The 24,923-nt window shown below is 72.9% G+C and carries 18 protein-coding genes; 10 read left to right on the top strand and 8 right to left on the bottom strand.

What is annotated here, in order from left to right; all coding sequences use genetic code 11:
- Positions 1 to 519: 519 nt before the first annotated feature.
- From Sri02f_RS38550 to Sri02f_RS38540, 3 genes are all read left to right on the top strand, one after another.
- Positions 520 to 1,146: a DsbA family protein gene (locus Sri02f_RS38550; protein ID WP_109005958.1), complete on the top strand. Its 627-nt coding sequence runs from the start codon at positions 520 to 522 to the stop codon at positions 1,144 to 1,146.
- Between the two features lie 176 nt (positions 1,147 to 1,322).
- A complete protein-coding gene (locus Sri02f_RS38545; protein ID WP_109005957.1) occupies positions 1,323 to 2,129 on the top strand; it encodes an MBL fold metallo-hydrolase in 807 nt (268 codons plus the stop codon).
- A 1-nt stretch (position 2,130) separates the two neighbouring features.
- Positions 2,131 to 2,541, top strand: coding sequence for a nuclear transport factor 2 family protein (locus Sri02f_RS38540; RefSeq protein WP_109005956.1), 411 nt, complete (start codon positions 2,131 to 2,133; stop codon positions 2,539 to 2,541).
- A gap of 195 nt (positions 2,542 to 2,736) precedes the next feature.
- On the opposite strand, the gene Sri02f_RS38535 is transcribed toward Sri02f_RS38540, so the two are convergent.
- The 5 genes from Sri02f_RS38535 to Sri02f_RS38520 all read right to left on the bottom strand — a co-directional run bounded on the left by Sri02f_RS38535 (position 2,737) and on the right by Sri02f_RS38520 (position 11,436).
- On the bottom strand, positions 2,737 to 4,491 hold the full coding sequence (locus Sri02f_RS38535; protein ID WP_109005955.1) for a cellulase family glycosylhydrolase: 1,755 nt from the start codon (positions 4,489 to 4,491) through the stop codon (positions 2,737 to 2,739).
- 137 nt (positions 4,492 to 4,628) lie between these two features.
- Positions 4,629 to 6,155 (bottom strand): glycoside hydrolase family 43 protein, encoded by a 1,527-nt coding sequence (locus tag Sri02f_RS38530; protein WP_109005954.1) that lies wholly within the window; start codon positions 6,153 to 6,155, stop codon positions 4,629 to 4,631.
- A gap of 50 nt (positions 6,156 to 6,205) precedes the next feature.
- On the bottom strand, positions 6,206 to 8,344 hold the full coding sequence (locus Sri02f_RS38525) for an alpha-galactosidase (protein WP_109005953.1): 2,139 nt from the start codon (positions 8,342 to 8,344) through the stop codon (positions 6,206 to 6,208).
- 54 nt (positions 8,345 to 8,398) lie between these two features.
- Positions 8,399 to 8,539 carry a hypothetical protein gene (locus tag Sri02f_RS41530; protein ID WP_159106858.1) on the bottom strand — a complete coding sequence of 47 codons (141 nt, stop codon included), beginning with the start codon at positions 8,537 to 8,539 and terminating at the stop codon, positions 8,399 to 8,401.
- 143 nt (positions 8,540 to 8,682) lie between these two features.
- The gene (locus Sri02f_RS38520) at positions 8,683 to 11,436 is read right to left on the bottom strand and encodes a LuxR C-terminal-related transcriptional regulator (RefSeq protein WP_109005952.1); all 2,754 of its coding nucleotides are present in this window, start codon (positions 11,434 to 11,436) and stop codon (positions 8,683 to 8,685) included.
- A gap of 171 nt (positions 11,437 to 11,607) precedes the next feature.
- On the opposite strand from Sri02f_RS38520, the gene Sri02f_RS38515 reads away from it, so the two are divergent.
- Entirely contained in the window at positions 11,608 to 11,898 is a 291-nt protein-coding gene (locus Sri02f_RS38515) for a hypothetical protein (RefSeq protein ID WP_245970987.1), read from the top strand.
- A gap of 63 nt (positions 11,899 to 11,961) precedes the next feature.
- On the opposite strand, the gene Sri02f_RS38510 is transcribed toward Sri02f_RS38515, so the two are convergent.
- Together Sri02f_RS38510 and Sri02f_RS38505 are read right to left on the bottom strand one after the other, a co-directional pair.
- Complete coding sequence (locus tag Sri02f_RS38510; protein ID WP_109005950.1) at positions 11,962 to 12,684, bottom strand: sulfite exporter TauE/SafE family protein; 723 nt, start codon at positions 12,682 to 12,684, stop codon at positions 11,962 to 11,964.
- A gap of 246 nt (positions 12,685 to 12,930) precedes the next feature.
- A complete protein-coding gene (locus tag Sri02f_RS38505) occupies positions 12,931 to 13,920 on the bottom strand; it encodes an aldo/keto reductase (RefSeq protein ID WP_109005949.1) in 990 nt (329 codons plus the stop codon).
- A 387-nt stretch (positions 13,921 to 14,307) separates the two neighbouring features.
- On the opposite strand from Sri02f_RS38505, the gene Sri02f_RS38500 reads away from it, so the two are divergent.
- Positions 14,308 to 16,209, top strand: a complete 1,902-nt coding sequence (locus Sri02f_RS38500) for an SMI1/KNR4 family protein (RefSeq protein WP_109005948.1) — start codon at positions 14,308 to 14,310, stop codon at positions 16,207 to 16,209.
- 155 nt (positions 16,210 to 16,364) lie between these two features.
- On the opposite strand, the gene Sri02f_RS38495 is transcribed toward Sri02f_RS38500, so the two are convergent.
- Positions 16,365 to 16,955, bottom strand: a complete 591-nt coding sequence (locus Sri02f_RS38495) for a TetR/AcrR family transcriptional regulator (RefSeq protein WP_109005947.1) — start codon at positions 16,953 to 16,955, stop codon at positions 16,365 to 16,367.
- Positions 16,956 to 17,269: 314 nt separating this feature from the next.
- Here Sri02f_RS38495 and Sri02f_RS38490 point away from each other — a divergent pair, with 314 nt between their 5' ends.
- From Sri02f_RS38490 to Sri02f_RS38470, 5 genes are all read left to right on the top strand, one after another.
- Positions 17,270 to 18,109: an endonuclease/exonuclease/phosphatase family protein gene (locus Sri02f_RS38490; RefSeq protein ID WP_109005946.1), complete on the top strand. Its 840-nt coding sequence runs from the start codon at positions 17,270 to 17,272 to the stop codon at positions 18,107 to 18,109.
- A gap of 378 nt (positions 18,110 to 18,487) precedes the next feature.
- Positions 18,488 to 19,180: a hypothetical protein gene (locus tag Sri02f_RS38485; protein WP_245970986.1), complete on the top strand. Its 693-nt coding sequence runs from the start codon at positions 18,488 to 18,490 to the stop codon at positions 19,178 to 19,180.
- Positions 19,181 to 19,431: 251 nt separating this feature from the next.
- On the top strand, positions 19,432 to 19,797 hold the full coding sequence (locus Sri02f_RS38480; protein WP_109005945.1) for a hypothetical protein: 366 nt from the start codon (positions 19,432 to 19,434) through the stop codon (positions 19,795 to 19,797).
- 184 nt (positions 19,798 to 19,981) lie between these two features.
- Positions 19,982 to 23,854: an nSTAND1 domain-containing NTPase gene (locus Sri02f_RS38475; RefSeq protein ID WP_281261922.1), complete on the top strand. Its 3,873-nt coding sequence runs from the start codon at positions 19,982 to 19,984 to the stop codon at positions 23,852 to 23,854.
- 184 nt (positions 23,855 to 24,038) lie between these two features.
- Positions 24,039 to 24,881, top strand: coding sequence for an SMP-30/gluconolactonase/LRE family protein (locus tag Sri02f_RS38470; RefSeq protein ID WP_109005944.1), 843 nt, complete (start codon positions 24,039 to 24,041; stop codon positions 24,879 to 24,881).
- The last annotated feature ends 42 nt before the right edge of the window (positions 24,882 to 24,923 follow it).

Raw genomic sequence — 24,923 nt, 5'->3', positions numbered from 1 at the left:
CAGGGCCGAGGGCAGGCCCGCCACGTTGTAGGCGAGGGTGCTGAAGGACCCGGAGGCCGGGTCCGCCGCGGCGGCGGGGGACGCGGTCGCGACGAACCCGCCGCAGGCTACGGCCGCTGCCGCGAGGCAGGTGAGAAGACGGCGCATGAAGGGGAGCTCCTGTGAAGTGGGGGAGGGGCAGCGGGACCGTACCGCTGGTAACCCTCTCCTGTCGCCGGCTCTGGCGAGGGAGATCAAAATTTGACCGCCTGGTCTGATCCAGTGGGTCGGCGGCGGATTGCCGACCGGTGTCGACCGGGTGAACCTCTCGAACGGCACCCGGACGGCGGCGTGTTCGGCATGCACTCACCTCCGGGGCTCCTGGTGGAGTTCAGGGGCTCGGGCGCGACATCCCGGACGGCGGAGCCGGCGGCGCGCCCCCACTGCCGACGAGCGGAATATCTGACGAGTCAGATATTGTTGGTCAGGTGAACCGCCCGCACACGGTGGGCGCCATACCTTTGTCTGCCGAGGTGCGCGATGAAGCTGATCTACGTGTTCGACGCCTACTGCGGCTGGTCGCACGGCTTCTCCCCGACCGTGCGCGAGGTGGCCGCGCGGCATCCGGAGCTCGACGTGGACGTGGTCTCGGGAGGCCTGTTCACCGGATCCCGCCGGGTGCCGATCCGCGCGTTCGGGTACGTCCAGGGCGCGAACGCCCAGATCGCCGAGCTCACCGGCGCCGAGTTCGGAGAGGCTTACGAGCGGCTCATAGGCGACGGCTCGTTCGTCATGGACTCGCAGGCCGCCGCGCGGGGTGTCGCCGCCCTGCGCCGGGCCGCCCCCGCACGGGCGGTGGAACTGGCCACGGCGCTGCAGGACGCCTTCTACGTCGACGGCCTGAGTCTCTCCGATCGGGCGACCTACCGGAAGGTCGCCGAACGGGCCGGTCTGGACGCCGACGTCGTCGTCCCGGCTTTCGAAGGGGCCGAGGCCGAGGCCGCGGCCCGGGCCGACTTCGCGCGCGCGGCCGCGCTGGGCGTCGACGCCTTCCCCACGCTCCTCGCCGCGGACGGCGAGGACGTGACCGTGCTGGCCCGCGGCCGGGCCGGCGCCGAAGACGTGGAGGAGCGGCTCGCGGCGTTCGCCGCCACCCGCTCCTCCTGACACCACCGCCCCGCGCCCCCCGTGCCCGACCCGCCCTCTCCCCACCCCGTCCCCGACCCCGCTCCCCGCACCGTCCTGCGCGGTCTCCCGTCCTGCGCGCCCCCGTCCCCGAGACCTTTCCCCGGACCCCCGTCGTCCCCGAGCCCCTCTCCGTCCCCCTCCTCGAAGGAACCGTCATGAGCACGCTCGACTTCAAGATCCTCGACCTGGACTTCCCGGCCGGCAGCAAGAACAAGACCGCCACCCTCGTCACCGGCGAGCGCGACGCCCTCCTGGTCGACGCCGCCTTCACCCGCGCCGACGGCCACCGCCTGGCCGCCGAGATCCTGGACTCCGGCAAGACCCTCACCACCGTCTTCGTCTCCCACGCCGACCCCGACTTCTACTTCGGCGCGGAGGTCGTCGCCGACGCCTTCCCGGAGGCGAAGTTCGTCGCCACCCCGCTCGTCATCGAGCACATCCAGCACTCCTACGAGGGCAAGCTCAAGGCGTGGGCGGCCCTCGGCGCCAACCTGCCCACCCGCCTGGTGGACCTCGAACCCCTCGTCGGCGACATCACCCTGGAGGGGCACCGCTTCGAGCTCAAGGGCGGCCCGGCCGCGCTGCCCGACCGCCACTACCTGTGGCAGGCCGAGCACCGCGCCCTGCTCGGCGGCGTGCTGCTGTTCCAGCAGGAGCACGTATGGGTCGCCGACACCCCCACCCCGGGCGACCGCGCCGCCTGGATCGACCTGCTGGACGAAATGGCCGCGCTGGAGCCGCAGTTGGTCGTGCCCGGCCACCGTCTGCCCGGCACGGCGGCGGACGTGTCCGCCGTCTCCGCCACCCGCGACTACCTGGTCGCCTTCGAGGAGGAGCTCGGCCGGGCCGCCGACGGCGCCGCGCTGACCGAGGCACTGGTCGAGCGCTACCCCGGCAACGGCATGCTGATCGCCGCGCAGATCGGTGCGAAGGTCGCCAAGGGCGAGATGAAGTGGGGCTGACATGAGCGACTTCGCGACCTCCACCGCCCCCGCCGACGTCGTGCGCCGCCAGTACCTGGCCTCCGCGGCAGGCGACCTGGAGGCCCTTCGGGCCACCCTCGCCCCGGACGTGGAGTGGACCGAGATGGCGGGATTCCCCCTCGCCGGCACCTACCGCACCCCCGAGGGCGTCACCGCCAACGTGATGGAACGGCTCGGCGCGGACTGGACCGACTGGACCGCCCACGACGACACCTACGTCGTCGACGGCGAGAACGTCGTCGTCCTGGCCCGCTACACCGCCGTCAACAACGCCACCTCCAAGGCGATCGACGTGCGGGTCGCGCACCACTTCGTCGTGCGCGGCGGGCTCATCGCCCGTTTCGAGCAGTTCGTCGACACCGCGCTCGTCCGGGAGGCGATGACCGGCTGACCCGCGGCCCCGTCCACACCGCCCCCACCCGTACGCCGTGGCGCTCCCGCGTCGCGGCGTACGGCCGCTCGGGCAGATCCTCTCCCTTCCGGACCGGCAGCGGTCACCATCGCGTACATCGCCGAGTCCGCCGGCGTCTCGGTCCCCACGGCGTCGAAGGTCTCAACGGGCGGTCCGGCGTGTCGGACGGGCCCGTCAGCCGACGGTGCCGGTCACGGAACTTGCGGACTTCGTCACGCGGTACGTCGCGGTGGCTCCGCTCCAGAAGTGGAAGACGAGCGTCGCCTGCGCGCCGTCACGCAGCGAGTTGACGAACTTCGAGGTCAAAAGCAGCGCGTCGTCGGGGTAGTCGGGCGAGAACGCCTCGTTGAACTCCTGGTAGGGAGTCCAGTCGGTGGGGCCGGCGTTGCCGCCGTCCGCGTACGTGGCCTCCATGGTGGCCAGCAGGTCGCCCCGGAACCGGGTGGGAATGGTGACGCCGTTGGTGTCCCCGGTCGCGTCCGACAGGACCGGCCGGTCGTAGGTGGTCACGTGGATCTTCCAGGGCAGGCCCCGGGAGAAGCGGGCCTCGACGGTCGCGTTGATCCCGTACGCGCGGTTGCCCGCCAGCCGGGTGAGCGCCGCCGCGGTCAGCGTGAGCCGGTCGCCGGAGACGGTGTAGTCCCGGCCCCGGGCGAGCTTGCTGCTGCCCTGCCAAAGCCCCCGGAAAGCATGGCCGTTCGGGTTGAGGGTGAGGGTCCTGGCCGTGATCGCATCCGACTTCGCCAGGAAGATCCGGTCCGAGGACGCGGTTCCCGAGCGGGTGGTCCAGCCCGACTTGATCTGGTCGATCAGCGCGGGGTCGCGCCACTGCAGCGTGCTGCGGTTCAGGAAGTTGAAGGCGTCCCACAGGGCCGTGGTCACGCCGGCGGCGCGGGCCTCGTAGCCGAACTGCTCGAAGTACTTCAGCGCCTCGCCCAGCTCTACGCGGGCGGGGTGGTTGTGGTCGGGGTACGACAACAGGCCGTACTCGCCCAGGTAGACGGGGATTCCCTGGGAGGTGAGGGTGGTGCGGATCCGGCTGAAGGTGTCGCTCATGTCCTTCTGCGCGGTGGCGTCGAACTGTGTGCCGCCGGCGATGTTCACACTGAACGGGTACCAGCCGTAGAAGTGCACGGTGGCCACGAGCCGGGGGTCGTTCAGTGACTTCATCTCGCTGACCAGGACGTCCAGGAAGTCCTGGCCGGCATTGGTGTGCAGGCTCGGCAGCATGAGCAGGCGGGTCGCGTTGCCGCCCCCGGACCGGCGTACCACCGTGTGGAACGCTGTGTTGAGTTCGTTGTTGTACTGGTTGCCCTGGGCGTCGGTGGTGTTGTCGAACTGCGGCTCGTTGTTGCTCTCGAAGAGCAGTGCCTGCGAGGTGTCCCTGAATGCGGCCGCGATCTGGGTCCAGGTGGCCTTGAAGCGCGCGAGGACGTTGTCATGGTCGGTGGCCATGGCGGAGATCCACTGCCACGAGTCGTGGTGGACGTTGATCACCACGTAGAGGCCGTCGGCCAGCGCCCAGTCGACCACCTGCTCGACGCGGTTCATCCAGGTCGCGTCGATCGTGTAGGGGGCGGTGGAGGACTGGTGTCCGCTCCAGGTGACGGGGATCCGCACGCTGCGGAAGCCCTGGGCCTTGATGGTGTCGAACAGGGCCTTCGTGGCCAGGGGGTTGCCCCAGGACGTCTCGTCGGGATTGGCGTCCAGGGTGTTGCCCAGGTTCCAGCTGGGCTGCATCGCGGCCACCGTGTCCCGGGACGCGGCGGCGAGCCGGGGCAGCCGTGCCGAGGACGCGTGCTCGTGGCGTGGCACGGCCGGCGCGGTGGTGCTGGTCAGTCCGATCGCGGCGACCAGCGCCAGGAGGAGGCCGAGCACCCGGCCGGGGCCGCGGCTGCGGCGGCCGGGTGTGCGGTGCGTTCCCTTCATCTTCGGACCTCTTTCTCTGTTGGCCGAGCGGGGGTTCCGCCCGTGGGGGGATGGAACGACAGGGGGTCGAGGCAGGGGATCGTCTTCCGGCGGGGATGCGTGCCCGTGCGCGGCGCCGGTTCAGGCCCGGCGCCGGTTCAGGCGCGGAGCGGTTCATAGTCGAACCAGTCGAAGTGGACGGTGCCGGACGAGGCGTACAGGCCGATGACCCGGCCGGTGAAGCCGCCGGCGACCTCGGTCGACAGATAGCGGCCGTCGAGGGCGCCGAGCGCGGTGAACGTGCCGTCCGGCTCCTCGACGCCGAGCGTGAGCGTGTCCGGCCCGCTGCGCGAGTCCCGCTGCGGGGCGCCGGTGATCCGTGCGGCGAGAGTCACGGGCCCGGCGGGCACGGGCCGGGACGCCTCGACGGTGCGCAGCGGTCCGACCCGGCTGAGCACACGCACCTCTCCTTCGCGGGCCTCGATCTCGTAGTGGTGGCGTTCGTCCAGGCGGACGGCGAGGCCGCCGTGTCCTTGCGCGGGGTCGATCCGGGTGCGCGCCCGGCAGGCCAGGTGCTGTTGGCGGCGGCCGACGAACACGACGTCCGGATCGTCCAGGGAAGCCCCCCGGGCGCGCAGGGTGAGCCAGCCGGACCGCTCCTCGGTGGTGCAGTGCTCCGCGGGACGGTCGCGTACCGAGATCCACTGCGGGCGCAGCTCGCTCAGGTCGAAGTCGTCCCGGACGGGTTCGACGGGTCCGGGGACCAGCGGCCAGGAGGGCGCGGGCAGTTCGGTCGTCACCCTGGCGACGACGGGCCAGCCGTCCACCCATGTGACGGGCGTGAGGAAGGTCTCGCGCCCCAGCACGTGCCAGCCCGGGGTGCCGCCGCGCGGCCGGACGCCCAGCACCACCATCCACCAGGAGCCGTCGGGACCCTGGACCAGGTCCGCGTGGCCGGTGTTCTGGACGGGATGGTCGGTGCCGCGGTGCGTGAGGATCGGGTTGTCCGGGCACGGCTCGAACGGGCCGTCCGGCGTGCGTCCGCGAGCGATCGAGACGCCGTGGCAGCGCTCGGTGCCGCCCTCGGCGATGAGCAGGTACCAGTGGTCGCCGATCCGGTACAGGTGCGGCGCCTCCGGAGCCTTGGCGTCGGGTGCGCCGGACCAGAGCTTGCGGGGCGTTTCCGACGTCTCGCCCGTGTACGGGTCGATACGGACCTGGGAGACCCCGGCGACGGTGCACCAGCAGGCGCCGTCCTCGTCCCAGGCGAGGTCGGGGTCGATGCCGGGGACGCCGGGCAGGCGGATCGGGTCGGACCAGGGCCCGGCGGGGTCGGTGGCGGTGAACAGCATGTTGCCGCCGCCGTCGGTCACGTTGGTGACGATCAGCCAGAAGCGGCCGTCGTGGTGGCGCAGGGTGGGGGCGTAGATGCCGCCGGAGGACGGCGCGTCGGCGGGCAGGCGCAGCTGGCTCGGCCGGTCGAGGGCGTTGCCGATCTGTGTCCAGTGGATCAGGTCGCGGCTGTGGAAGACCGGGATGCCGGGGAAGTACTCGAAGCTGGAGCAGACGACGTAGTAGTCGTCGCCCACGCGGCAGACGCTGGGGTCGGGGTGGAAGCCGGGGATCACCGGGTTGGGGAACGTGGCGGGGCGAACGGCGGCGTCCGTCTGCGACTCGTCTGACACTCGTTCAGTTCCTTTGTCTCGTACGGTTGTCACGGTATGCACGGGTGGTTTCACGGCGTGTCCGGCACCGGGTGGGTGAGGCGGACGAGCACGGCGGACGGTGCCGTGGGCAACGTCAGCGTGAGGTCGGCGGTACCGGGGTCCCAGGCCAGGGCGGCCTGGTTCGCGGCGGGGTAGAGCACCTCGACCCGGGCTGCGGCGCCGCGGAGGTGGAGGAGGGGGAGAGCGGCGGTGGCCTTGCCTCCGGGGCGGCGCCAGACGGTGAGGTACGTGGTGGACGGGGTGCGCAGGGCCAGCGCGAGCCAGGGATCGTCCCAGGCCGGCAGGCCAAGCGGCCAGGCGGGCACCGCCCGGGCCAGGTCGGAGCGGATGGCCTTGTGGACGGCGACGCCTTCGTGCACCAGGGCGCGGGCGTCGGGGCGCAGCTCGGGCAGCAGGCCGGACAGATGGATCCGGCCCAGAAGCGCGTTGGCCATGGTGAAGGCCACCTCGTCCAGGGAGTCCTGCGGCAGCGGGTAGGCCCAGACCGCGCCCTGCTCGGGGGTGACCGCGGTCGGCGCGGAGGCCGCGATGGGGGCGTATCGCTGAAGGTTCTGCTGGTCGCTGGTGGACTGCAGTTGCAGCCGGGACAGCAGCGCGTAGTCCCAGCGCATGCCGCCCGAGGAGCAGTTCTCCAGCACGAGGTGCGGGTGGCGGTCCAGGACGCCGTCGAGCCAGTCGAGGTGGGCGCGGTTGTGGCCGAGCAGCCCGGCGGCCGGGGTCTCGCCGGGGTGGGCGCTGGTGCCGGAGCCGGGGTCGACGTTGTGGTCGAGCTTGAGATAGCCGACTCCCCAAGCGCCGACCAGCCGGTCCACGACCTCGTCCAGGTGGGCTCGGGCGGCCGGGTGGCGCAGGTCGAGATGGTGACGCCCGGTCTCGATGACGCGGATGCCGTCGCGGCGGAAGAACGCCTCGTCGGGCAGGGACCTGGCCATGGGGCTGCGGACGCCGATCACCTCCGGCTCCAGCCACAGGCCGGGCACCATGCCACGTTCCCGGATGCGGTCGAGCACTTCGTGGATCCCGCGCTCGCCGGGGAAGCGGGAGGCGGCGGGCTCCCAGGCGCCGACGCTGTCCCACCAGCCGCCGTCCTCGCCGTCGTACCATCCGGCGTCGACGACGAAGTACTCCGCGCCCGCCTCGGCCGCCGCGTCGACCAACGGCAGCAGCTTGTCGGTCGTGGGGTCGCCCATCAGGCAGTTCATGTAGTCGTTGAAGATCACGGGGAGCCGCCGGTGGTCGGGGTGCGGGCGGCGGACGGCCCGGCGGTAGCGGGTGAGCGCGGCGAACGCCTCGTCCGGGCCGCCGTCGTCGCTGAACGCGAGAGCCACCGGCACGGAGCGGAACTCCGTCCCGGCCTCCAGGGGGTGGCGCCAGCCGTGATGCGTGTCGTTCGGGCCGAACAGGGCCAGATAGGCGAGCCGGTCGCGCTCTCCGCACTCCCAGTGCCAGCCGCCCCCGTTGTGCTCGATCTGCCACAGCCAGGTACGTCCGCAGTCACGAACGGTCAGGCCACCCATGGGCAGTCGGCCGCAGCTGGACCACACGCCCCGGCCGCTCTGCGCGAACTCCCCTTTGCCGTTGCCGTAGACGACACGGTCGTCGAGGACCGGCGAGGTCACCCGCATCGGCCTGCGCTGCCAGCGGCATTCGGCGACCCAGTCGTTCTCGGCCCACAGCAGGTCCGCGGCCTCGACGGCTCGCGGACCGTCCGCGAGGCAGCCCACGACGAGGGACGAGACCGACTCCAGGTGCAGGGTGTCCTCCCCGGTGTTGCGCAGGACCACTTCGCCGCGCAGCACCGGCACGCCGTCGGGCGAGGAGTAGCGCACCTCCGCGACGAGACCGGTCCCGGGGTCGTGGAGTTCGACGGTGAGCGAGTGCCGGTCGCCGTCGCGGGATGCTCGGTGCGTGCGGTACCGCAGCCGCCCGCCGAGGGTCGTGTCGATGAGGCGTGCGCCCGACCAGGAACGGCCGTGGCCCGCGGCCGTCACCTCCACCAGGGGCAGGGGAGGCCGTTCGCGTCGCTCGGCGGGCGCCCCGCCCGGGAGCCCGAGGTACGTGAGACGGGCGACGCCGTCGTCGTCGACGCCGATCTCGACGCGCAGAGCCGGGTGGCCCCATCGGATGATCTGCGGTGGGCTGCTCATGGCGGCCTTTCTGGTGGGCGTCACCAGGGGCGACGAGGCGCGTGCGGCGGGCGGTCAGCCCGTGACGGCGCCCGTCAGCACACGCGTGCGCCCTTCCCCTGTGTCGAAGCGCTTCACTTGGCCGCGAACGTTAATGACACGTTTCTCGCGAAACAAGAGGGCGAATGCCGGGAAACTTTCTTCCTGTCCGGTCATTGACAGTCCTGCGCGACCGGTGGCAGCGTCGAAGCGCTTCAACACTCCGCGCTCTCATCAGGCTGTGTCGGCAACCGGGGAGGAGGGTGAGATCCAGGGGCGCTGGCGACGGCTGACGTCAGCGGGCGCTCCCCTGGCGACGCTCAGCCACCGTCCGACGCGCGAGACCCCGGAACCGTCCTGCCGCCGGACGCGGCGCTGTTCATCAGCATGCGGGTGAGGCTGGTGCGGTTCGAGACGCCCAGCTTGCGGTACACCTGCCCGAGGTGGGTCTCCACCGTCCGCACGCTGAGGAACAGGCTCTCGGCGATCCTGATGTTGGTCATGCCGGTGCTGACCAGGCTCGCGATCTCCCGTTCGCGCGCGGTCAGGGAAGGCAGGGAGTCGTCGGTCCCGACGCACGCGGCCAGCCGGGTGCGCCACCCGGCGACATCCCTGCTCAGTCGCGCGGAGCCGCACTGCTCGGCGAGGACCCCGGCGCCGTCCAGCCGGTCGGCGACGCCATCGGTCCTTCCCGCGTCCAGGCACAGCGCCGCTGTCGCGAGCAGGGTGACGCAGGCCTCGACGCGCTCCCCGCTGAAAGAGAAGTCGGAGACCGCTTCCAACGCGTGTCGCAGCGCCGCCTCCGTTTCCCCGGCGGCGGCGTGGGCGCGCATGCGGGCCCGCAGAGCGAACCCCCTGCGGCCGGGGGAGGGGAGCTGTTCCAGGCACTGCTCGGCGAGGTCGGCCCAGTGCTCGACCGACGCACGGTCGCCCAGCGCGTGCGAGGCCTGAGCCAAGGCGTCGCACCAGCGGGGCTTGCGCCAGGTGGTGAGCCGGGGGAGCGCGGGGCCGCCCGCCGCGTCCAGCAGCAGCCAGCGGGACCGCGCCGGATCGCCGGCGCGCTGCACCCACTCGGCGTGAAAACACCGGACGGTGACCCCCCACGCGGTGGGCGAGGCGCTGGCGACGGCGAGGGCGCGTGCGGCAGACGCCTCCGCGTCCGTCCGATCGCCCGGACCGTCCCGCCAGAAGAGCACCTCGGCCCGCACCATCGAGCTGACGGCTTCCTCGGCCGGGCTCGCCTTTCCCGAGGCGTGGCGGTCGATCTCGTCGAGGGCGTCCAGCGCACCGGCCAGATTGCCGCGCCGCAGCTGGGCGTTGGCGAGCACCGTGAGGATCTGCGGCTGGACGTACGTCTGACCGGTGCGCCGGGACAGGGCCGCCGCACGCGTGAGGTGCCGTTCGGCGTCGGCCAGCCGGCCCAGCATTCCCTCGGTCAATCCCGTCTGCAGCGAGGCGTGCAGATTGGTGAGCAGAGCGGTGTCGGGTGCGGCGTCGACGAGCGCCGCCGCGGTCGTCGTCCGCTCCTGCGCGGTGGCCAGATCGCCCGTGAACAGGTGACCGAGGGCGCTCTGCGCCAGTGCCTGCGCCTCACCGACCCGGTCGTGGTGCTGCCGTGCGATGGCCGCGGCCGTCTCGGCGTGCTGCCGGGACGTCACGTACTCCTGGAGGTCGTAGGCGTGGTCGGCCAGTTCGGTGTGCAGGGCGGCCGCGATCGCGGCGTCCTTGTCGGCCAGCGTCGCGAGCCCCGAACGGGCGAGTGCGCCCGCCTCGGCGTACCGTCCCAGGGTCCGCTCGATCCGGCTGGAGTCGGCGAGCGCGCCCGCCTCGCCGGACCGGTCGGGCATGGCCGACCGCAGGGCGTCGAGCAGTTCGCGGCTCTCGGCCGCGTCCCCGGTCAGCAAGCGGGCGCGAGCCAGCAGCACCTGCGCTTCGTGCCAGTGCGCCTGGCCCGGGCGGAGCGACGGCAGCGCGGCCTCCAGGTGTCCGGCCGCCACGGCGGGGGAGCCGTACAGCGTCTCGCGTGCGGCGGCGATCAGGGTGGTCAGGTGCTCGGGCCGGTTCGGGTCGGCGGCGCGGGCCACATGATGGGCGCGCTTGGTGATGGGAGCGCCCTGCTCTGCCAGCACGGCTTCGGCTCGTCGGTGCAGGGTGACGCGGCGGCTGGGTTCGAGCCGTTCGTAGACGACGTCGCCGACGGCTCGATGGCGCAGCGCCAGCTGGGGTGCGGGTTCGGCGGGCCGGACGAGGTCGACACGGGTGAGCGTGTCCAGCGCGCGGACCGTGGCGGCGACGTCGTGCCCCGCGACGGCGGCCAGCAGCTCGGGGTGGAACGGCTCGCGCAGGACCGCCGCCGCCTGGAGGACCGCGAGGGAGTCGGCGTCGAGGCCGGCCAGTTCCCCGAGGACGGCCGTCGAGGCGGCCGCGGCGTCCTGGCCGCGGGCGCCGAGCACCTTGAGGTACTGCGGGTTGCCCTGGGCCTCGCGGTGGATCTCGTCGGCGTCCGGATGGTCTCCGAGCAGTTCGGCGGCCTGCTCGCGGGACAACGACCCGAGGGTCCACACCTCCAGCAGACCCGCGGACTCGGCCCGGGAGACCAGTTCCGCATGCCAGGGCGACAACTGGCGCTGCCGGCAGACGATGAGGCACAGCACCGGCCCCGCCGAGGCCGCATGCAGCAGTCGTTCCACGTGGAGTCGCCGGTCTGCGGGAACGAGGTGGAAGTCCTCCACCACCGCCAGCAGGGGGCTGCCCTGCGCCGCGCGCGCGGCGACCTCGCGCACCTCCTGCAGGCGCAACTCCCCGACGTCGGCGGACGCGTCCGCGGCGCGGCCGCGAGCAGTGCAGACGGGTATGCCGACGGCTCGGGCCTCGGCCACGACGGCCCCCACCAGCGCGCTCTTGCCGATGCCCGGTTCCCCGACGAGCGCGACGGCCCTGCCCGATTCCCTCTCGAGACCGGCCAAGGCTCGCACCAGCTCCTGGACTTCCGCCTCACGGCCGACCAACGGACGTGCGTCACCGAGCACGCGGCGGGCGGGAGAGGGCGCTTCACCCCGTGGATCATCGGACATGAAAGGGCACGATAGTGGCTGCCGATGACAATCAGGCAAAGGGGACGTACTCCGCGCCCCGGCGATCGGGAGGTCCCTCGACCCGAGGCGCCCCGGAGCGCATGAAACTCATCCCGGTGCGGGGGATTTGGCGATTTCGTGGTGCGCCCACGACTGATTATGATCTTGGTCATGTCTGTGCAGAGTTCGGAGAAGTCCCTTTCCCGCAAGCAGCGTCTCCAGGAGAAGCAGCGCCGTCAGCTGGCGGTGGTGGACACCGTGGACAAGGCCGAGGCCAAGATGCGCAAGGCGGAGGTCGAACTGGCCGTGGCCGTCGCCGAGGCGGTGCAGGTGTTCGGCGACGAGGAGTCCGCTTCCGAGGGGCTCGACATGCCGGTCGAGGCGATCCGGCGCTTCCTCGGCATGGCGCGGGACGAAGCCGCCGGCGCCGACGAGGCCGCCGAGGCCGCCGGCGCATCCTGAGCCGGCGGTCGTGACGTCGCCGGACGCGGTGATCGTCCGGCGGGTGGAGAAAGGGGCGAGAGGTCAGCCGGTGACGGTCAGCAGGAGACCGGAGACGATCAGGCCGACCTCGACCACCAGGACGAAGACAGGGGCGGAGAGCCGGTCGACGGTCTTCTTGCCGACCCAGGCGCCGGCCGTCGCTGCCGGCGCGAGGGCCAGGCCGACGACGGCGCTGGACGCGGTCAGCACGGCCGCCGCGCCGAAGACCACCAGCTTGGTCAGGTGCATCACCACGGCGGCAGCGGCTTCGGTGCCGATGTAGGCGCCCTTGAGCAGGCCGCGGGAGAGGAAGAACGGCGCGACCATCGGCCCCACCGAGCCGACCAGCGCGGAGCCGAAACCGGAAGCGGCGCCGAGGGCGGCGAACGCGGTGTCGTCCAGCCGGGCGGCCTGCGGCTTCCAGCGCCGCCAGGCGACCATGACCAGCAGGAACACGCCGATGGCGCGGGTGAGCGCGGGCAGCGGCGCGGTGGCGAACAGCAGCGCCCCGGCGGCCGCGGCCGGGACGGCGCCGACGGCGAACACGCCGACCAGCCGCCGGTCGACCTCGTGACGGTTGAACCACACCCGGCTGCCGTTGCCGGCCAGTTGGGCCACGGTGAGCACGGCGACCGCGTCCCGGGGGCCCAGCACGGCGACGAAGACCGGCAGCAACAGCACGCCGCCGCCGAACCCGGCGATCGCGGACAGAGCGGCGGTGCCGAAGGTGGCGACGAGGGCGACGACCTTCAACGCCAGTTCCATGCGGGCCATTGTCCTGCCCACGGCGGCGGCGGAGAGGGGCGGGGTGACGTGCCCGACTCGCGCACAGCCACAGCCCCGCCGGCGGGCTTTCACGAAGGGGCCCGCAGACAGGGCTTCGCCGCACGGTCACTGCGGCTGAGGCTGAGGCTGCGAATGCGGCTGCGGATGCCCGGATGCGGCTCGGGCGGTGGACGGTGCTTGCCGTCGGGGCGCATGAGGCCGCATTCGCAGGCTCCCGGGCGACGGTTACCGGTCGACGGCCCGCATCCCCGCCTCGTCGTACCGCTCACCCGCGACCTCGGGCAGCTCCGCGTCGATGCGGGCGAGGTCGTCCTTGGTCAGCGTGATGTCGACGGCGCCGGCGTTCTGCTCCAGATAGGTGCGCCGCTTGGTGCCCGGGATCGGCACCAGGTTCTCGCCCTGGGCCAGGACCCAGGCGATGGCCAGCTGCGCCGGAAGCACCTCCTTCTCGGCGGCGATCTCCTTCACCTTCGCGGCCAGCCGCAGGTTCGCCTCCAGGTTGGCGTCCTGGAAACGCGGGTTCTGCCGGCGCCAGTCGTTCGCGTCCAGCTCGTCCGGCGAGCTGAACCGCCCGGCGAGGAAGCCGCGACCGAGCGGCGAGTACGGCACGAAGCCGATGCCCAGCTCACGGCAGGCGGGCAGCACCTCTGCCTCGACGTCCCGTGACCACAGCGAGTACTCGCTCTGCACCGCGGTGACCGGGTGCACGGCGTGGGCCCGCCGGATGGTCTGCGCGCTCGCCTCGCTCAGGCCGATCGCGCGCACCTTGCCCTCGGCGACGAGCTCGCCCAGCGCGCCGACCGTTTCCTCGATCGGGACGTTCGGGTCGACCCGGTGCTGGTAGTACAGGTCGATGTGGTCGGTCCCCAGACGCTTCAGGGAGCCGTGGACGGAGCTGCGGACGTGCTCCGCCGAGCCGTCCTGCGGGCCGACCGTGGTGATGTCGCCGGGTACGGCGTCGTCCATCCGGTAGTTGAACTTCGTCGCGATCACGTACTCCTCGCGATGCCCCCGGATCGCCTCGCCGACGAGCGATTCGTTGGTGAGGGGACCGTACATCTGCGCGGTGTCGAGGAAGTTCACCCCGACGTCGAGGGCCCGCCGGATGGTCGCGATGCCCTCCTCCTGATCGGCGGATCCGTAGAAGGCGGACATGCCCATGCACCCCAGGCCGATGGCCGATACCTGGAGGTCCCGCAGACTGCGCTTCTGCATGCCGTGTTCCAGCCTTTCCCTGCCACTCGTGCGTTGCCACTCGTGCGTTGCGTGCGTTGCCACTCGTGCGTCCTCTCGGACGCCACGAGGCCCGTCATCCATTCAGCGACGATTTCCGCTGCCCGGCATCCCGGGAGGGAAGCCGGGCGGTGCGGGCCTCGTGCGCCGCGGTGTCCGCAACGCTACGACCTGGAGCGCACTCCAGCGCAAGTCGGCCGGTCAGCGGGAGCGGCCGCCGGGAACGGCCGCTCCGAGCGGTTCCCGGCAGCGGATCCCCGGCCGCTCGGCTTTGCCGTCGCTTTGCGATCGGCCGCGGAGGCGCGCGGTGCGCCGCGGGGACGGTCGTCGACGGGCGGCGTTGTCAGTGCCGGATGGCAGTATCCGGCTATGAACGGCGAGACTTTCGACTGGCACGATTTCCTGGGGCGTTGGCAGCAGGAGTGGGTTCCGGGCGCGGACGAGGGCGAGGGCGAGGAGGGCGGGACCGGCGTTTCCCTGGGCAGGCCCGGGGCCGACGAGTCGGCGATCGTCGCGGCCGAGGAGCGGCTGGGCCGGCGTCTGCCGCCCTCGTACCGCGAGTTCCTGGCCGTGAGCGACGGATGGCACGTGGAACAGACGGCCGGGATCTACCAGCTCGGCGGTGCCGCGGACGTCGACTGGTTCCGGGATCCGTTCGACATGACCCCGCTCTACGAGGAGAGCCTGGGCGACGACCCTCGCGAGGAGGAGGTCCTGCTCGCCGGGATGTGGCGACGGGCGCTACGGCTGGAGACCGACTCCGACATGTCGAACGCCCTGCTCGACCCGGGCGACCGCGACGAGAACGGCGAGTGGGCGCTCTACGTCTACAAGGGCTGGGGCGGTGAACTGCCGGACCGTTACCCGTCGTTCCGGGCGTACATGGAAGCCATGTACCGCGCCTTCCACGCCGACCGGGCGCCGAAGCCGGACTTCGTGAACGCGACCACGCGCGCACAGGACGCGCATGTGGAGGAAGGCCGCCTGCTGGCCCTGCGCGGCCGGTACGAGGAGGCCCTGCCCCTGCTGGAAGAGGCGCTGTCCTTCGGACGGCCGGGGAGCGCCGACCTGCTGAACCAGCTCCGGCAGCTGCTGGAGCCGCGCGGCTCCCGCGAGTACGGCCACCTCGTGGCCGACCCCCGGTACCTGCCCGACGTTCTGCCCCTGCAGGCCATGGAGCCGGCACGCGGCGAATGGCGGTTGGGCGGGGACGATCACTGGCTCGCGATGATGGCCGCCCGCGGAGTCGACCGGGAGACCGCCGAGAGCGTGCTGAGCGCGATGCGGGACGGCACTCACGGCTACGCGCCGCCCGGCGCGTGGGGCCGGGCCGTCGCCGAGGCGCGCGAGTCGGCCCGTTGGGGGGTCACCGACGCCGCATGGCGGGTGCTGCGCGACGCGCTCCCGTTGTGGGAGGCGCCCGGACCCTCGCTGATCGCCCCGATCGGCCTGCTCGCGGATCCGGTCCTGGGTCCGCTGATCACCCCGGAGCGTGGCCGGGAGATCCTCGCGACGCCGCGGGCGGGGGAGCCGGGAGCCGTTCCCGAGCCGGTGCCCGATCTCGATCCGCCGGGCCTCGTCTGGCTGACGGAGCCCGCGACGAACCGGCGGCCGTCCGACGGCTACCGCTGTGTCTGGGCGGAGGGCGTCGACCCGGCTCGCCTTCCCGCCCTGATCGGGGAGGAGGGCGCCGAACTGAGCGCGCCCGTGGATCTGCGCAGGGCGTCCTGGCGGGCGCCCCGGCCCCATGAGCGCGAGGGTGTCGAACTCTGGGAGGACCGGGCCCTGGTCGGCGTCGGCCGCACCCTCGAAGCCTGGGCCTTCGCCTTCGACGGTCACTCCCACCGCTACCTCGACGACAGGCTCGTGTCCCCCGCCGCGGCGGCCTCCTCGGCGGGCCGCGCTGTGGTGGTGTGGCGCGAGCAGAGAGGCTCGTCCCCCGGCGACCGCCCGGCCGCGTTCCACCTCTCGGTGGCCGAACGGGGCGCGGAGCTCTACGCGTTCACCGTGCGGGGCACGGACATCCGGCGGCGCGGCGCGATACCCGAGGCTCTGGACCCCGCGCGGCTGTTCCGCCCGGAGGACGCCGAAGCGGACCGCGAACGGCGTGCGTTGGAGGCCCTGCACTCGGAACTCGGGCTCTCCCTGCCCCGGTTCGCGCTGACCCGGGGCAGGCTCCGCACGTTCACCACCCGGTCCTGGACCCGAGCGCCACGCGAGGGCGAGGGATTCGTACACGCCCGCACCGGCGGCGTGCAGCACCGGCTCTGAACCCGGCCGGCCCTCACGGCCTTGCTCGCCGGCCTGCCGTCCTGCCGTCCCGCCGTCACGGGTCACGCCGTCCCGCCGTCCCGCCGTCCTGCCGAGCGGTCGTCGCGTCGGGCCGTCGGGCCGTCGTCCTGAGGAGGAATCTTCGGGTGCCCGGGTCAGCCGGCTCGGCGCAGGCCCGTCAGGAGGAGCGCGACCAGCCGGCGTGCGTCGTAGCGCGGGTCGCTGTCGGCGCCGATGCAGAGGTTTCCGATGCCCCGCATGAACGGGTAGGCGTCGAGACCGGAGGAGATCTCACCGGAGGCGGCGGCGGCGTCGAGCAGCTGGGCGCACACCGGCAGGAGGCGGTCGAGGAAGTAGGCGTGCAGCGTCTCAAAACCGGCGTTGTCGGTCTGCAGCGCTGCTGCGAGGCCGTGCTTGGTGACCAGGAAGTCGACGAACAGGTCGACCCATCGTTCGAGGGCGACGAAAGCGGAAGGGCCGCTCGTCAACAGGGCGGGCCCTGCTTCGGCGCAGGCGTCGACCTGGTGGCGGTAGACGGCGATGACGAGGTCCGCCCTGGTGGGGAAGTGGCGGTATATCGTGCCCACCCCCACGCCGGCCTTGGCCGCGATGTCACGCACCGGCGCTTCCACGCCCGAGGTGACGAAGATCGCGGCGGCGGCGTCCAGCAGAGTCCGCTGGTTGCGCCGGGCGTCCTTGCGTTTGGACCCGGCCGCGCTCGCCGAGCTCTGGCCTGTGTCGTTCACCGCGACCTTCCTCGTCGGCGGGATTCCCGTACGGGACCCGTCCTGTCGTCCACGGAACGAGGTTCCGCTTCCCCCATGATGGCAGACCGACGGGGCGGCCCCAAGACGAAGCCGTTCACCCGGCGGAGGGTGGCGACACGCTCCGCGCACTCGGCCCTCGCCGCTGATTCCGGCTCCTCCCGTCAACTCGCCGCGACGGCGGACCTGTTCAGAAACGCCGGTCGCCGGCCGAGGCGTGTGTCGCCGGCCGGCGGCTTCGCATAGCCTCGTGCACGGGTGTGGCGGGTGCGGTGTGCGTCCGCGGTGAGGAGGCGGTGGTGCCCGGAACGGGTACGCGGTGGCTCGCGGGCGTGGTGACCCTGCTCTGTCTGGTGCTCGTCGGCCCCGGTGCGCCGGCTGACGCCCCTCTCGGGCGAGCGCTGCCCGTCGGCGCCGTCCGGGACGTCATGACGAACCGGGTCATGACGTGGAACATCTGCAACCCCTGCGGCGAGAGCAGCGTCGACCGGGCGGCCGAGATCGCCGCGTTCGCGCCTCAGGTCATCGGCCTGCAGGAAGCCTGCGTGCGCGACGTCGACCGGATCCGCGACCATCTGGAAAGCCTTTACGGGCTGGTCTACCACGTCGAGTACGGCATGGTCCTGCGCGACTGGGGCCGGTGCGGGGGAGTGCCGTGGAACCCGGGCGGGTTCGGGGAGGCGATCCTGTCGGCGGCGCCGATGACGGACCGCGTCAACGTGGAATATCCCGACGGCGGCTCCGAGGACCGTGGATACATGGCGGTGACCACCGTGGTGGGCGGCCGGTCCGTGCGGGTCTTCAACACGCACTTCGCCGAGCGCCGCCAGGAGGCGGTCCGTGCGGAGCAGGCCCGCGTGCTCGCCCCGGTGGTCGCCCCGTACGAGCGCGCCGTCGTTCTGGGCGACTTCAACGCGCAGCCGGACGCCGTGGAGCTCGCCCCGCTGTGGGCGCTGGCGGCGGACGCAGATCCCCGGTGCCGTCCCTCCGGCGCACACGCCTGTCAGCCGACCACCGACTGGCACAGCAAGTTCGACTACGTCTTCCTGCGAGGCATCGCCGCGCTCGCGCACGGGGTGGAGCACACCCGGTACTCCGACCACGACCTGCTCCATGCCGATCTGGACCTCACCTGAGGCGGTTCCGCCCGGCAACCGACGGCGCGGCTCTCCCCTCTTCCTGATCGATTGATCGACCACCCGGTCCACGGTTCGATCGGGCGATCGGGCGATCGGGCGATCGGGCGAATAAGGTGATCGGTCGATCGGGTGTCGTCGGCGGTCCGACCGTCTTCTGCCGAGGGGGAATCCGTGTTCCGCAAGGCAGTCCGATCCGTGTGCGCGGCCCTCCTTGTCGCGCTGCCCCTGCTGGGAACGGCGGCAGGGAGTGCGTGGGCCGGGACACCGGGCCCCGGCCCGGCCGGCAGCCCGTCCCCAGCGGTCCGGCTGGACTACCACGCGCCTCAGGACGGGCGCCTGCGGGCAGGGGACGCCCCGTGGTTCAGCCTCGAGGGGATGCCGCCCGGGTGGGACGCCGTGCAGGTCACCTCCCCGGCCCTTGAGGCGCCGATCGTCCTGACCCCCGTGAAGAAGGGGGCCACGCAGTCGGCGCAGGTCGGCCGGCCCGGAACGGAGCACCGCGTCCGTTCGGACCTGCCCGCCGGGACCTACCCGTTCACCGCGACCAGTCACGGCCGTACCGTCGCCACCGCACGACTCGCGATCACGGCGGAGGACGCGGCCGAGATCGGCCGGTTCGTCATCGGGCCCAGGGACGCGTTCCCCGGCGGCGACACATCGGCTCCCGTGCGACCTGGCAGCGAGGTCCGTGTCGTCCTCATGGACCTGCGGCCCGCACCGGACGAGGAAGCGCTGACGGTCACCTCACCCGTCTTCGACCGTGCCCTGACCATGGAGACGGGCAGTGCGGACGACCCCGGATGCAAGTGCGACGACGGCGGCACCGTCTACGCGGGGCACGCCCGCGTGCGCGACGACCTGGCCGAGGGCCGCTACACCCTGACCGTCGTCAGCCACCACGGACAGCAGACGACCAGGCAGCAGGTCACGGTCGCCGGCGCGCCCGTCGCCCATGTCCCTGCCTCGCTGGTCATCGCCGTGGCCGCGATCGGCGGTGCGGCCCTCGTCGTCGCGGCCGCGGTCCTGCTCCGCCGCCGCTCACGCGACGCTGCCGCCTCCGCCGGATAGCGAGCGGCGAGGCGCGTCCCTTCCCCGTCCGCGTGGCCGCTCGTCCGCACAGCCGGCCCGACCCCGCCGGGTGCCGCGCTTCCAGGGCGTTGCCCTCTTCCGGCTGTTGATGCTGGTCGCGGCTGGTTTCCCGGCGCGCCTCGGGAACGGGAAACAGGAAACCCGTCGACCTCTCCCGACCCGGCGGACAGTCTGATGCCGAAAGACCGAGCACGACCTGCGACCAGGCAGGACCACCGCAAGGGGGAAACATGCGCAAGTTGTTCAGTGGGGCCGTCGCCCTGGCCACCGCGGCCACCGCGATGGTGGCGCTGGCCGGGACGGCCGAAGCCAAGCCGGCCGCCGACTGGGCCGGGTGTCCGTCCGGCGCCGTCTGCGTCTACCCGCAGAACCAGAGTCCCGCCCAGAGCCCGAGCGCCGTCTACTGGAGCTACGGGGGCCATGACCTCAGCAACCAGGTCGGCTGGCACTGGGTCCTCAACAACCAGACCGGTGGCGCCACGGCCGAACTCTGCCTGAACTACGGCGGCACGAACTGCAACTACACCATCGGGGCGCAGAAGGGCGTGTACGCCGACCTGACGCCGATCAACTCGATCAAGCTGAACCGGCCGTAGCGCCACATCTCACGGGGGATCGTCCGGAACCGCGTCGGCGGTTCCGGACGTCCGTGTGCCCGCCACGCCTTCCCGCCAAGCCTTCGCGCCACGCCGGTGCAATGCGTGATCGGTCGTCATATGCCCGCAGTACCCTGAGTGTCGGCCGTCTCACGGCTCATGCGCGCGACACCCGGGGGATGTGGTGGGGGAGCAGCAGCACACCGGCGACCGAAACGAACCGCCACCGTCCGACACCACGGTTCAGGACTTCCCCACCCAGCTCAGACGCCTGCGTCGGCAGCGCGGCCTCTCGCTGGCCGACATGGCCCGCCGGACGCACTACAGCAAGGGCTACCTCAGCAAGATCGAGACCGGTGCGAAGCGGGTCACCGTCGACGTCGCGCGGCGCTGCGACGAGATCCTGCAGGCCGACGGCGGGCTGCTGCACCTGCTGACGAAGACCGCCCAAAACTCCGAGGAACCGCGGCCGGAGCCCGAGGGCGTCCGCCCCTACCGGGGGCTGTCCGCGTTCACCGCGCAGGACGCGCAATGGTTCTTCGGCCGCGAGCGGGCCACCGCCGCCCTGGTCGAGAGGGTCTTCGAACGGATCGGCAACGGGCCGCTGATGGTCGTGGCGCCTTCGGGCGCCGGCAAGTCGTCCCTGTTCCACGCCGGCCTCGTACCGGCCTTCCGTACCCCCGGCGGCTTCCCCATGCCGGGCGCCGAGCGGTGGCCGGTGGTGGCCTTCACGCCCACCGCTCGTCCGCTGGAGGAGCTGCTGACCGGCGTCGCGAAGGCGCTGGACGGCGATCTCGGCGTCACCGTGCGGCAGCTGAGGGACCGGCCCGAGGCGTTGCTGGAAGCCGTGCGGCGCACGGTGGACGACGCCTCGTGCGCCCACGGGGACGGGGCCAGACGGCCGCCGCCGGTGCGTCCGGTGTTCCTCGTCGACCAGTTCGAGGAGCTGTTCACGCTCTGCTCCGACGAGGACGAGCGACGCGCCTTCGCCCGGGTGCTGTGCGCCTTGGCGACGTCCCGCCGCCCGTCGGACCCGGAAGACCGATCCGGCCCCGATCCGGCCGTGGTGGTCCTGGGCGTACGGGCCGACCTGTCCGGCAGGTGCATCGAACTCCCCGAGCTCGGGGCGGTGTTCACCGAAGGGCTGTTCGTTCTGCCCCCGATGTCCGTCGCGGAGCTGCGGGAGGCGATCACCCGCCCCGCCGACCTCGCCGGACTCACCCTGGAGCCGGGTCTCGTCCCGCTGCTGCTGCGCGACGCCGGGCTGCTCGGCGAACCGGGCGGACTGCCCGGCGAACCGGGCGGACTGCCCGGCGACGCGGCGGACCCCGGGCGCGCCCTGCCGGACGTCACCCCTTCCGGTGCGCTGCCGCTGATCTCGCACGCGCTGCTGACCACCTGGCAGCGGCGCGAGGGCGACACCCTCACCGTCGCGGGGTACGAGCGCACCGGCGGGATTCGCGGGGCGGTCGCCCGCACCGCCGAGGACGTGTTCGCGGGCCTGTACCCGAGCGAGCAGCAGACGATCCGCAGGATTCTGGTGCGCCTGGTCCATGTCGCCGACGGCGCCGGACCCGCCCGGTGCCGGATGAGCCGGGCCGCGCTGGTGGACCGGCCGGCCGACGCGGCCGACGCCACGGCCGCCCTGGACGCCTTCGTGCGAGCCCGCCTGATCACCGCCGACCGCGACACCGTCGAGATCGCCCACGAGGCCCTGCTGCACGCCTGGCCCCGGCTGCGCGGCTGGATCGACGCCGACCGCGACGGACTGCTGATCCGCCAGCAACTCGCGCACGCCGCCGGCGAATGGGAGCGCGAGGGCCGCGATCCGTCCGCCCTCTACCGTGGCGCCCGGCTGGACACGGTCGGGGGGTGGGCCGGGGAACTGGACGCCCGCAGCCTGCTCAGCGCACAGGAGGAGGCGTTCCTGCGGGCGAGCCGGGCCGAGGAGGCGGAGCGTCGGCGGCAGGCCCGGCGGCAGATCCGGCGACGGCAGAGCACGCTGGCCACGCTCGTCGTGCTGCTGACCCTTGCCGTGGCCGCCGGAGCGCTGGCGTACCGGCAGCGCTCCGACGCGCTGCACCAGGAGCGGGTCGCCCGGTCCCGGGCCCTCGCCGCGCAGTCCGCCTCCCTCGCCGCGGGCCAGCCTGAGGCGTCGATGCGGCTCGCCGAGGAGGCCTACCGTTCCCAGGCGACGCCCGAGGCCCGGGGCGCCCTCCTGAGCACCCAGGCACAGCCCTTCGAGGCCCGGCTCGGCGGACACCGGGGACCGGTCAACTCGGTGGCGTTCGCACCGGACGGGCGCACGCTGGCGACGGCCAGTTCGGACGGCACGGTGACGCTGCGACGGCTCGCGGACCGCCGTACGACCGCCACGTTCACCATGGCCGGGCAGGTGCGCTCGGTCGCCTTCAGCCCCGACGGCCGCACGCTCGCTGCGGGCTCCACGAACGCGCCGGTGCGACTGTGGGGCGTGGCCGACCACCGGACCAGGGCGGTGTTCCCGCAGAGCACCGCGGGCGCCCGGGCCGTGGCGTTCGACCCCCGGGGCCGCACGCTGGCCCTCGCGGCGGGCGACGGCACGGTCCAGGTCTGGGACACCGGCCGGATGCGCCGTGTCGAGTCGTTCACCGGCCACGTCGGGCAGGTCGACGCGCTGGCGTACGCCCCGGACGGCCGGACGCTCGCGTCGGCCGGCGCCGACCGGACCGTCCGGCTGTGGGACACGGTGCGCGACCGGCCGGGGGGCGTGCTCCACGGGCACACCGACGAGGTGTACGGCGTGGCGTTCGCGCCGGACGGGCGGAGCCTGGCCAGCGGCGGCGCCGACCGGACCGTCCGGCTGTGGGACCTGGCCCGCCGCCGGACGACGTCCGTCCTCACCGGCCACAGCGACGACGTCAACGCGGTCGCCTACACCCCCGACGGCGCCACGGTCGTCAGCGCGGGCGGTGACGGCACGACCCGTCTGTGGGACGTGCACAGCGGTATGCCGACGCTGACGCTCACCGGCCACACCGACTACACGATGGGCGTGGCCGTGAACGCCGACGGGACCATGCTCGCCACCGCGGGGTTCGACCAGACGGTCGTGCTCTGGGACCTGGGCGGCCCGGTCCTGACGGCCCGCCCGTACACCGAGATCTGGCAGTCCGCCTACAGCCCTGACGGAACACTGCTGGCGACGGCCGACACCGATCACACGGTGCGGTTGTGGGACGTGGCCAGGCACCGGCCCGTGGCGACCCTGCGGGGCCATCGCTCGGCGGTGTTCTCGGTCGCGTTCGCCCCCGACGGGCGGACGCTGGCCTCGGCAGGCTCGGACGGCACGGTCCGGCTGTGGGACGTCGCCGCCCACCGCCTCCTGCGCACGCTCACCGGGCACCACGGGGACGTCTTCTCGGTGGCGTTCTCGCCGGACGGCGCGCTGCTGGCGTCGGCGGGCGCGGACCGCACGGTGCGGCTGTGGGACATGGCCGCCCGCCGGCCCCTGGCCACGCTCACCGGACACACCGACTTCGTCAACGACGTGGCCTTCAGCCCCGACGGGCGCACCCTCGCGAGCGCGGGCGACGATCTGACCGTACGGCTGTGGGACGTCGCGTCCCGCGAGCCGCTGGCCACGCTCGGCGGACACACGGGCGCGGTACGGGCGGTGGCGTTCAGCCCGGACGGCAGGGCGCTGGCGAGCAGCGGCAACGACGGGACCGTCCGGCTCTGGGACGTCGGCCGACGACGTCCGACGGCGGTGCTGGGAGGACACACGGGATCGGTGCGCGGCATCGCGTTCTCCCCGGACGGCCGGCTGCTCGCCGGGAGCGGCAGCGACCGTACGGTGCGGGTGTGGGACGTGGCCGGGCGGCGGCCGTGGGCCACCCTGACCGGACACACGAACGCGGTGTGGGGCACGGTGTTCTCCCCGGACGGGCGGACGATTGCGAGCAGCAGCAACGACGGGACCGTACGGCTGTGGAACCTCGACGTTCCGGCCCGGTTCGCCGCGATCTGCCGACTGCGACCGCCCCCGGCCCGCGCGTCGACATGCTCGGACCGCTGACCGCTGGCCCCCGATTGCGGCGGCCGGGGCTCCGGGATTCCCGGCCGCATCCGGCGCCGGTGCCACGACGCGCGCGCCGACGCTGCTCCCCATCCCGTGGAGCCTGTCGATCCGGCCGCCCGGCGTTCGTGTAGAAGGTGAGAGGCGGGCGCCGGGCCGGCCGCGGCGAAAGGCTGCGACGAGGATGACCGACGTACGGACACTGGTCACCGGCCGGGGCCTGGTGGAGTCACCGCGCCGGCACGGCGACCGTTTGTGCTTCTCCGACTGGTCGGCCGGCGAGGTCGTCTCCGTCGATCTCGCCGGCCGCAGCGAGGTGATCGCGCGGGTGGCGTCACTGCCGCTGTGCACGGCCCGGCTCCCGGACGGCCGGCTGGTGATCGTCTCGTCTTCCGACGGACTGCTGCTGCGCCGAGAGCCGGACGGCTCCCTGGTCACGCACACGGACCTCGGCCGGCCGGGCTGGAACGACACAGTGGTGGACGGTCGCAGCAACGCCTACGTCAACCGCGCGGGCTTCGACCCGATGGCAGGTGAGGCGTTCAGGCCCGGACCCATCCACCTGGCCGCCCCCGACGGCTCGATGCGCCAGGTGGCCGACGACATCGCGTTTCCCGACGGCATGGCGGTGACGGCGGACGACTCCACACTGATCGTCGCGGACTCGTACCGTCACAGCCTCGTCGCCTTCGCCATCGACGCGGACGGTGGCCTGTCCGACCGCCGCGTGTGGGCCGACCTCGCCGACGGCGTCCCGGACGGCATCTGCGTCGACGCGCAGAACGCCGTCTGGTACGCCGACGTGCCCCACCGCCGCTGCGTGCGCGTCGGCGAGGGCGGCACGGTCCTGCAGACCGTGCCGGTGGACCGCGGATGTTTCGCCTGCACACTGGGCGGCCCCGACGGGACGACGCTGTTCGTCGTGGCGGCGGAGTGGCGGGGCATGACCGAGTCCGAGATGGTGACGCCCGGCACGGGCCGGGTGCTCACCCTGGAGGTCGCCGTGCCGGGAGCCGGCCGGCCGTGACCTGACGGCGCGGCGCCGCCGCCCCGAGCGCCGTGCGGCGCA

Origin of the sequence: Streptomyces rishiriensis, assembly GCF_003112535.1 — a bacterium.
GTDB classification, from domain to species: domain Bacteria; phylum Actinomycetota; class Actinomycetes; order Streptomycetales; family Streptomycetaceae; genus Streptomyces; species Streptomyces rishiriensis.
The sequence above is the reverse complement of the archived record's forward strand: the minus strand, read 5'-3'. Positions and strand labels throughout refer to the sequence as shown.

What these genes read in the sequence shown, in the direction of transcription:
- Sri02f_RS38510 (WP_109005950.1), bottom strand. Translation starts at nt 12,684, where the DNA reads ATGGAACTGGCGTTGAAGGTCGTCGCCCTCGTCGCCACCTTCGGCACC.
- Sri02f_RS38485 (WP_245970986.1), top strand. Translation starts at nt 18,488, where the DNA reads ATGCCGCCCGGGTGGGACGCCGTGCAGGTCACCTCCCCGGCCCTTGAG.
- Sri02f_RS38480 (WP_109005945.1), top strand. Translation starts at nt 19,432, where the DNA reads ATGCGCAAGTTGTTCAGTGGGGCCGTCGCCCTGGCCACCGCGGCCACC.
- Sri02f_RS38535 (WP_109005955.1), bottom strand. Translation starts at nt 4,491, where the DNA reads ATGAAGGGAACGCACCGCACACCCGGCCGCCGCAGCCGCGGCCCCGGC.
- Sri02f_RS38520 (WP_109005952.1), bottom strand. Translation starts at nt 11,436, where the DNA reads ATGTCCGATGATCCACGGGGTGAAGCGCCCTCTCCCGCCCGCCGCGTG.
- Sri02f_RS38540 (WP_109005956.1), top strand. Translation starts at nt 2,131, where the DNA reads ATGAGCGACTTCGCGACCTCCACCGCCCCCGCCGACGTCGTGCGCCGC.
- Sri02f_RS38505 (WP_109005949.1), bottom strand. Translation starts at nt 13,920, where the DNA reads ATGCAGAAGCGCAGTCTGCGGGACCTCCAGGTATCGGCCATCGGCCTG.
- Sri02f_RS38515 (WP_245970987.1), top strand. Translation starts at nt 11,608, where the DNA reads ATGTCTGTGCAGAGTTCGGAGAAGTCCCTTTCCCGCAAGCAGCGTCTC.
- Sri02f_RS38545 (WP_109005957.1), top strand. Translation starts at nt 1,323, where the DNA reads ATGAGCACGCTCGACTTCAAGATCCTCGACCTGGACTTCCCGGCCGGC.
- Sri02f_RS38550 (WP_109005958.1), top strand. Translation starts at nt 520, where the DNA reads ATGAAGCTGATCTACGTGTTCGACGCCTACTGCGGCTGGTCGCACGGC.
- Sri02f_RS38500 (WP_109005948.1), top strand. Translation starts at nt 14,308, where the DNA reads ATGAACGGCGAGACTTTCGACTGGCACGATTTCCTGGGGCGTTGGCAG.
- Sri02f_RS38470 (WP_109005944.1), top strand. Translation starts at nt 24,039, where the DNA reads ATGACCGACGTACGGACACTGGTCACCGGCCGGGGCCTGGTGGAGTCA.
- Sri02f_RS38525 (WP_109005953.1), bottom strand. Translation starts at nt 8,344, where the DNA reads ATGAGCAGCCCACCGCAGATCATCCGATGGGGCCACCCGGCTCTGCGC.
- Sri02f_RS41530 (WP_159106858.1), bottom strand. Translation starts at nt 8,539, where the DNA reads ATGACCGGACAGGAAGAAAGTTTCCCGGCATTCGCCCTCTTGTTTCGC.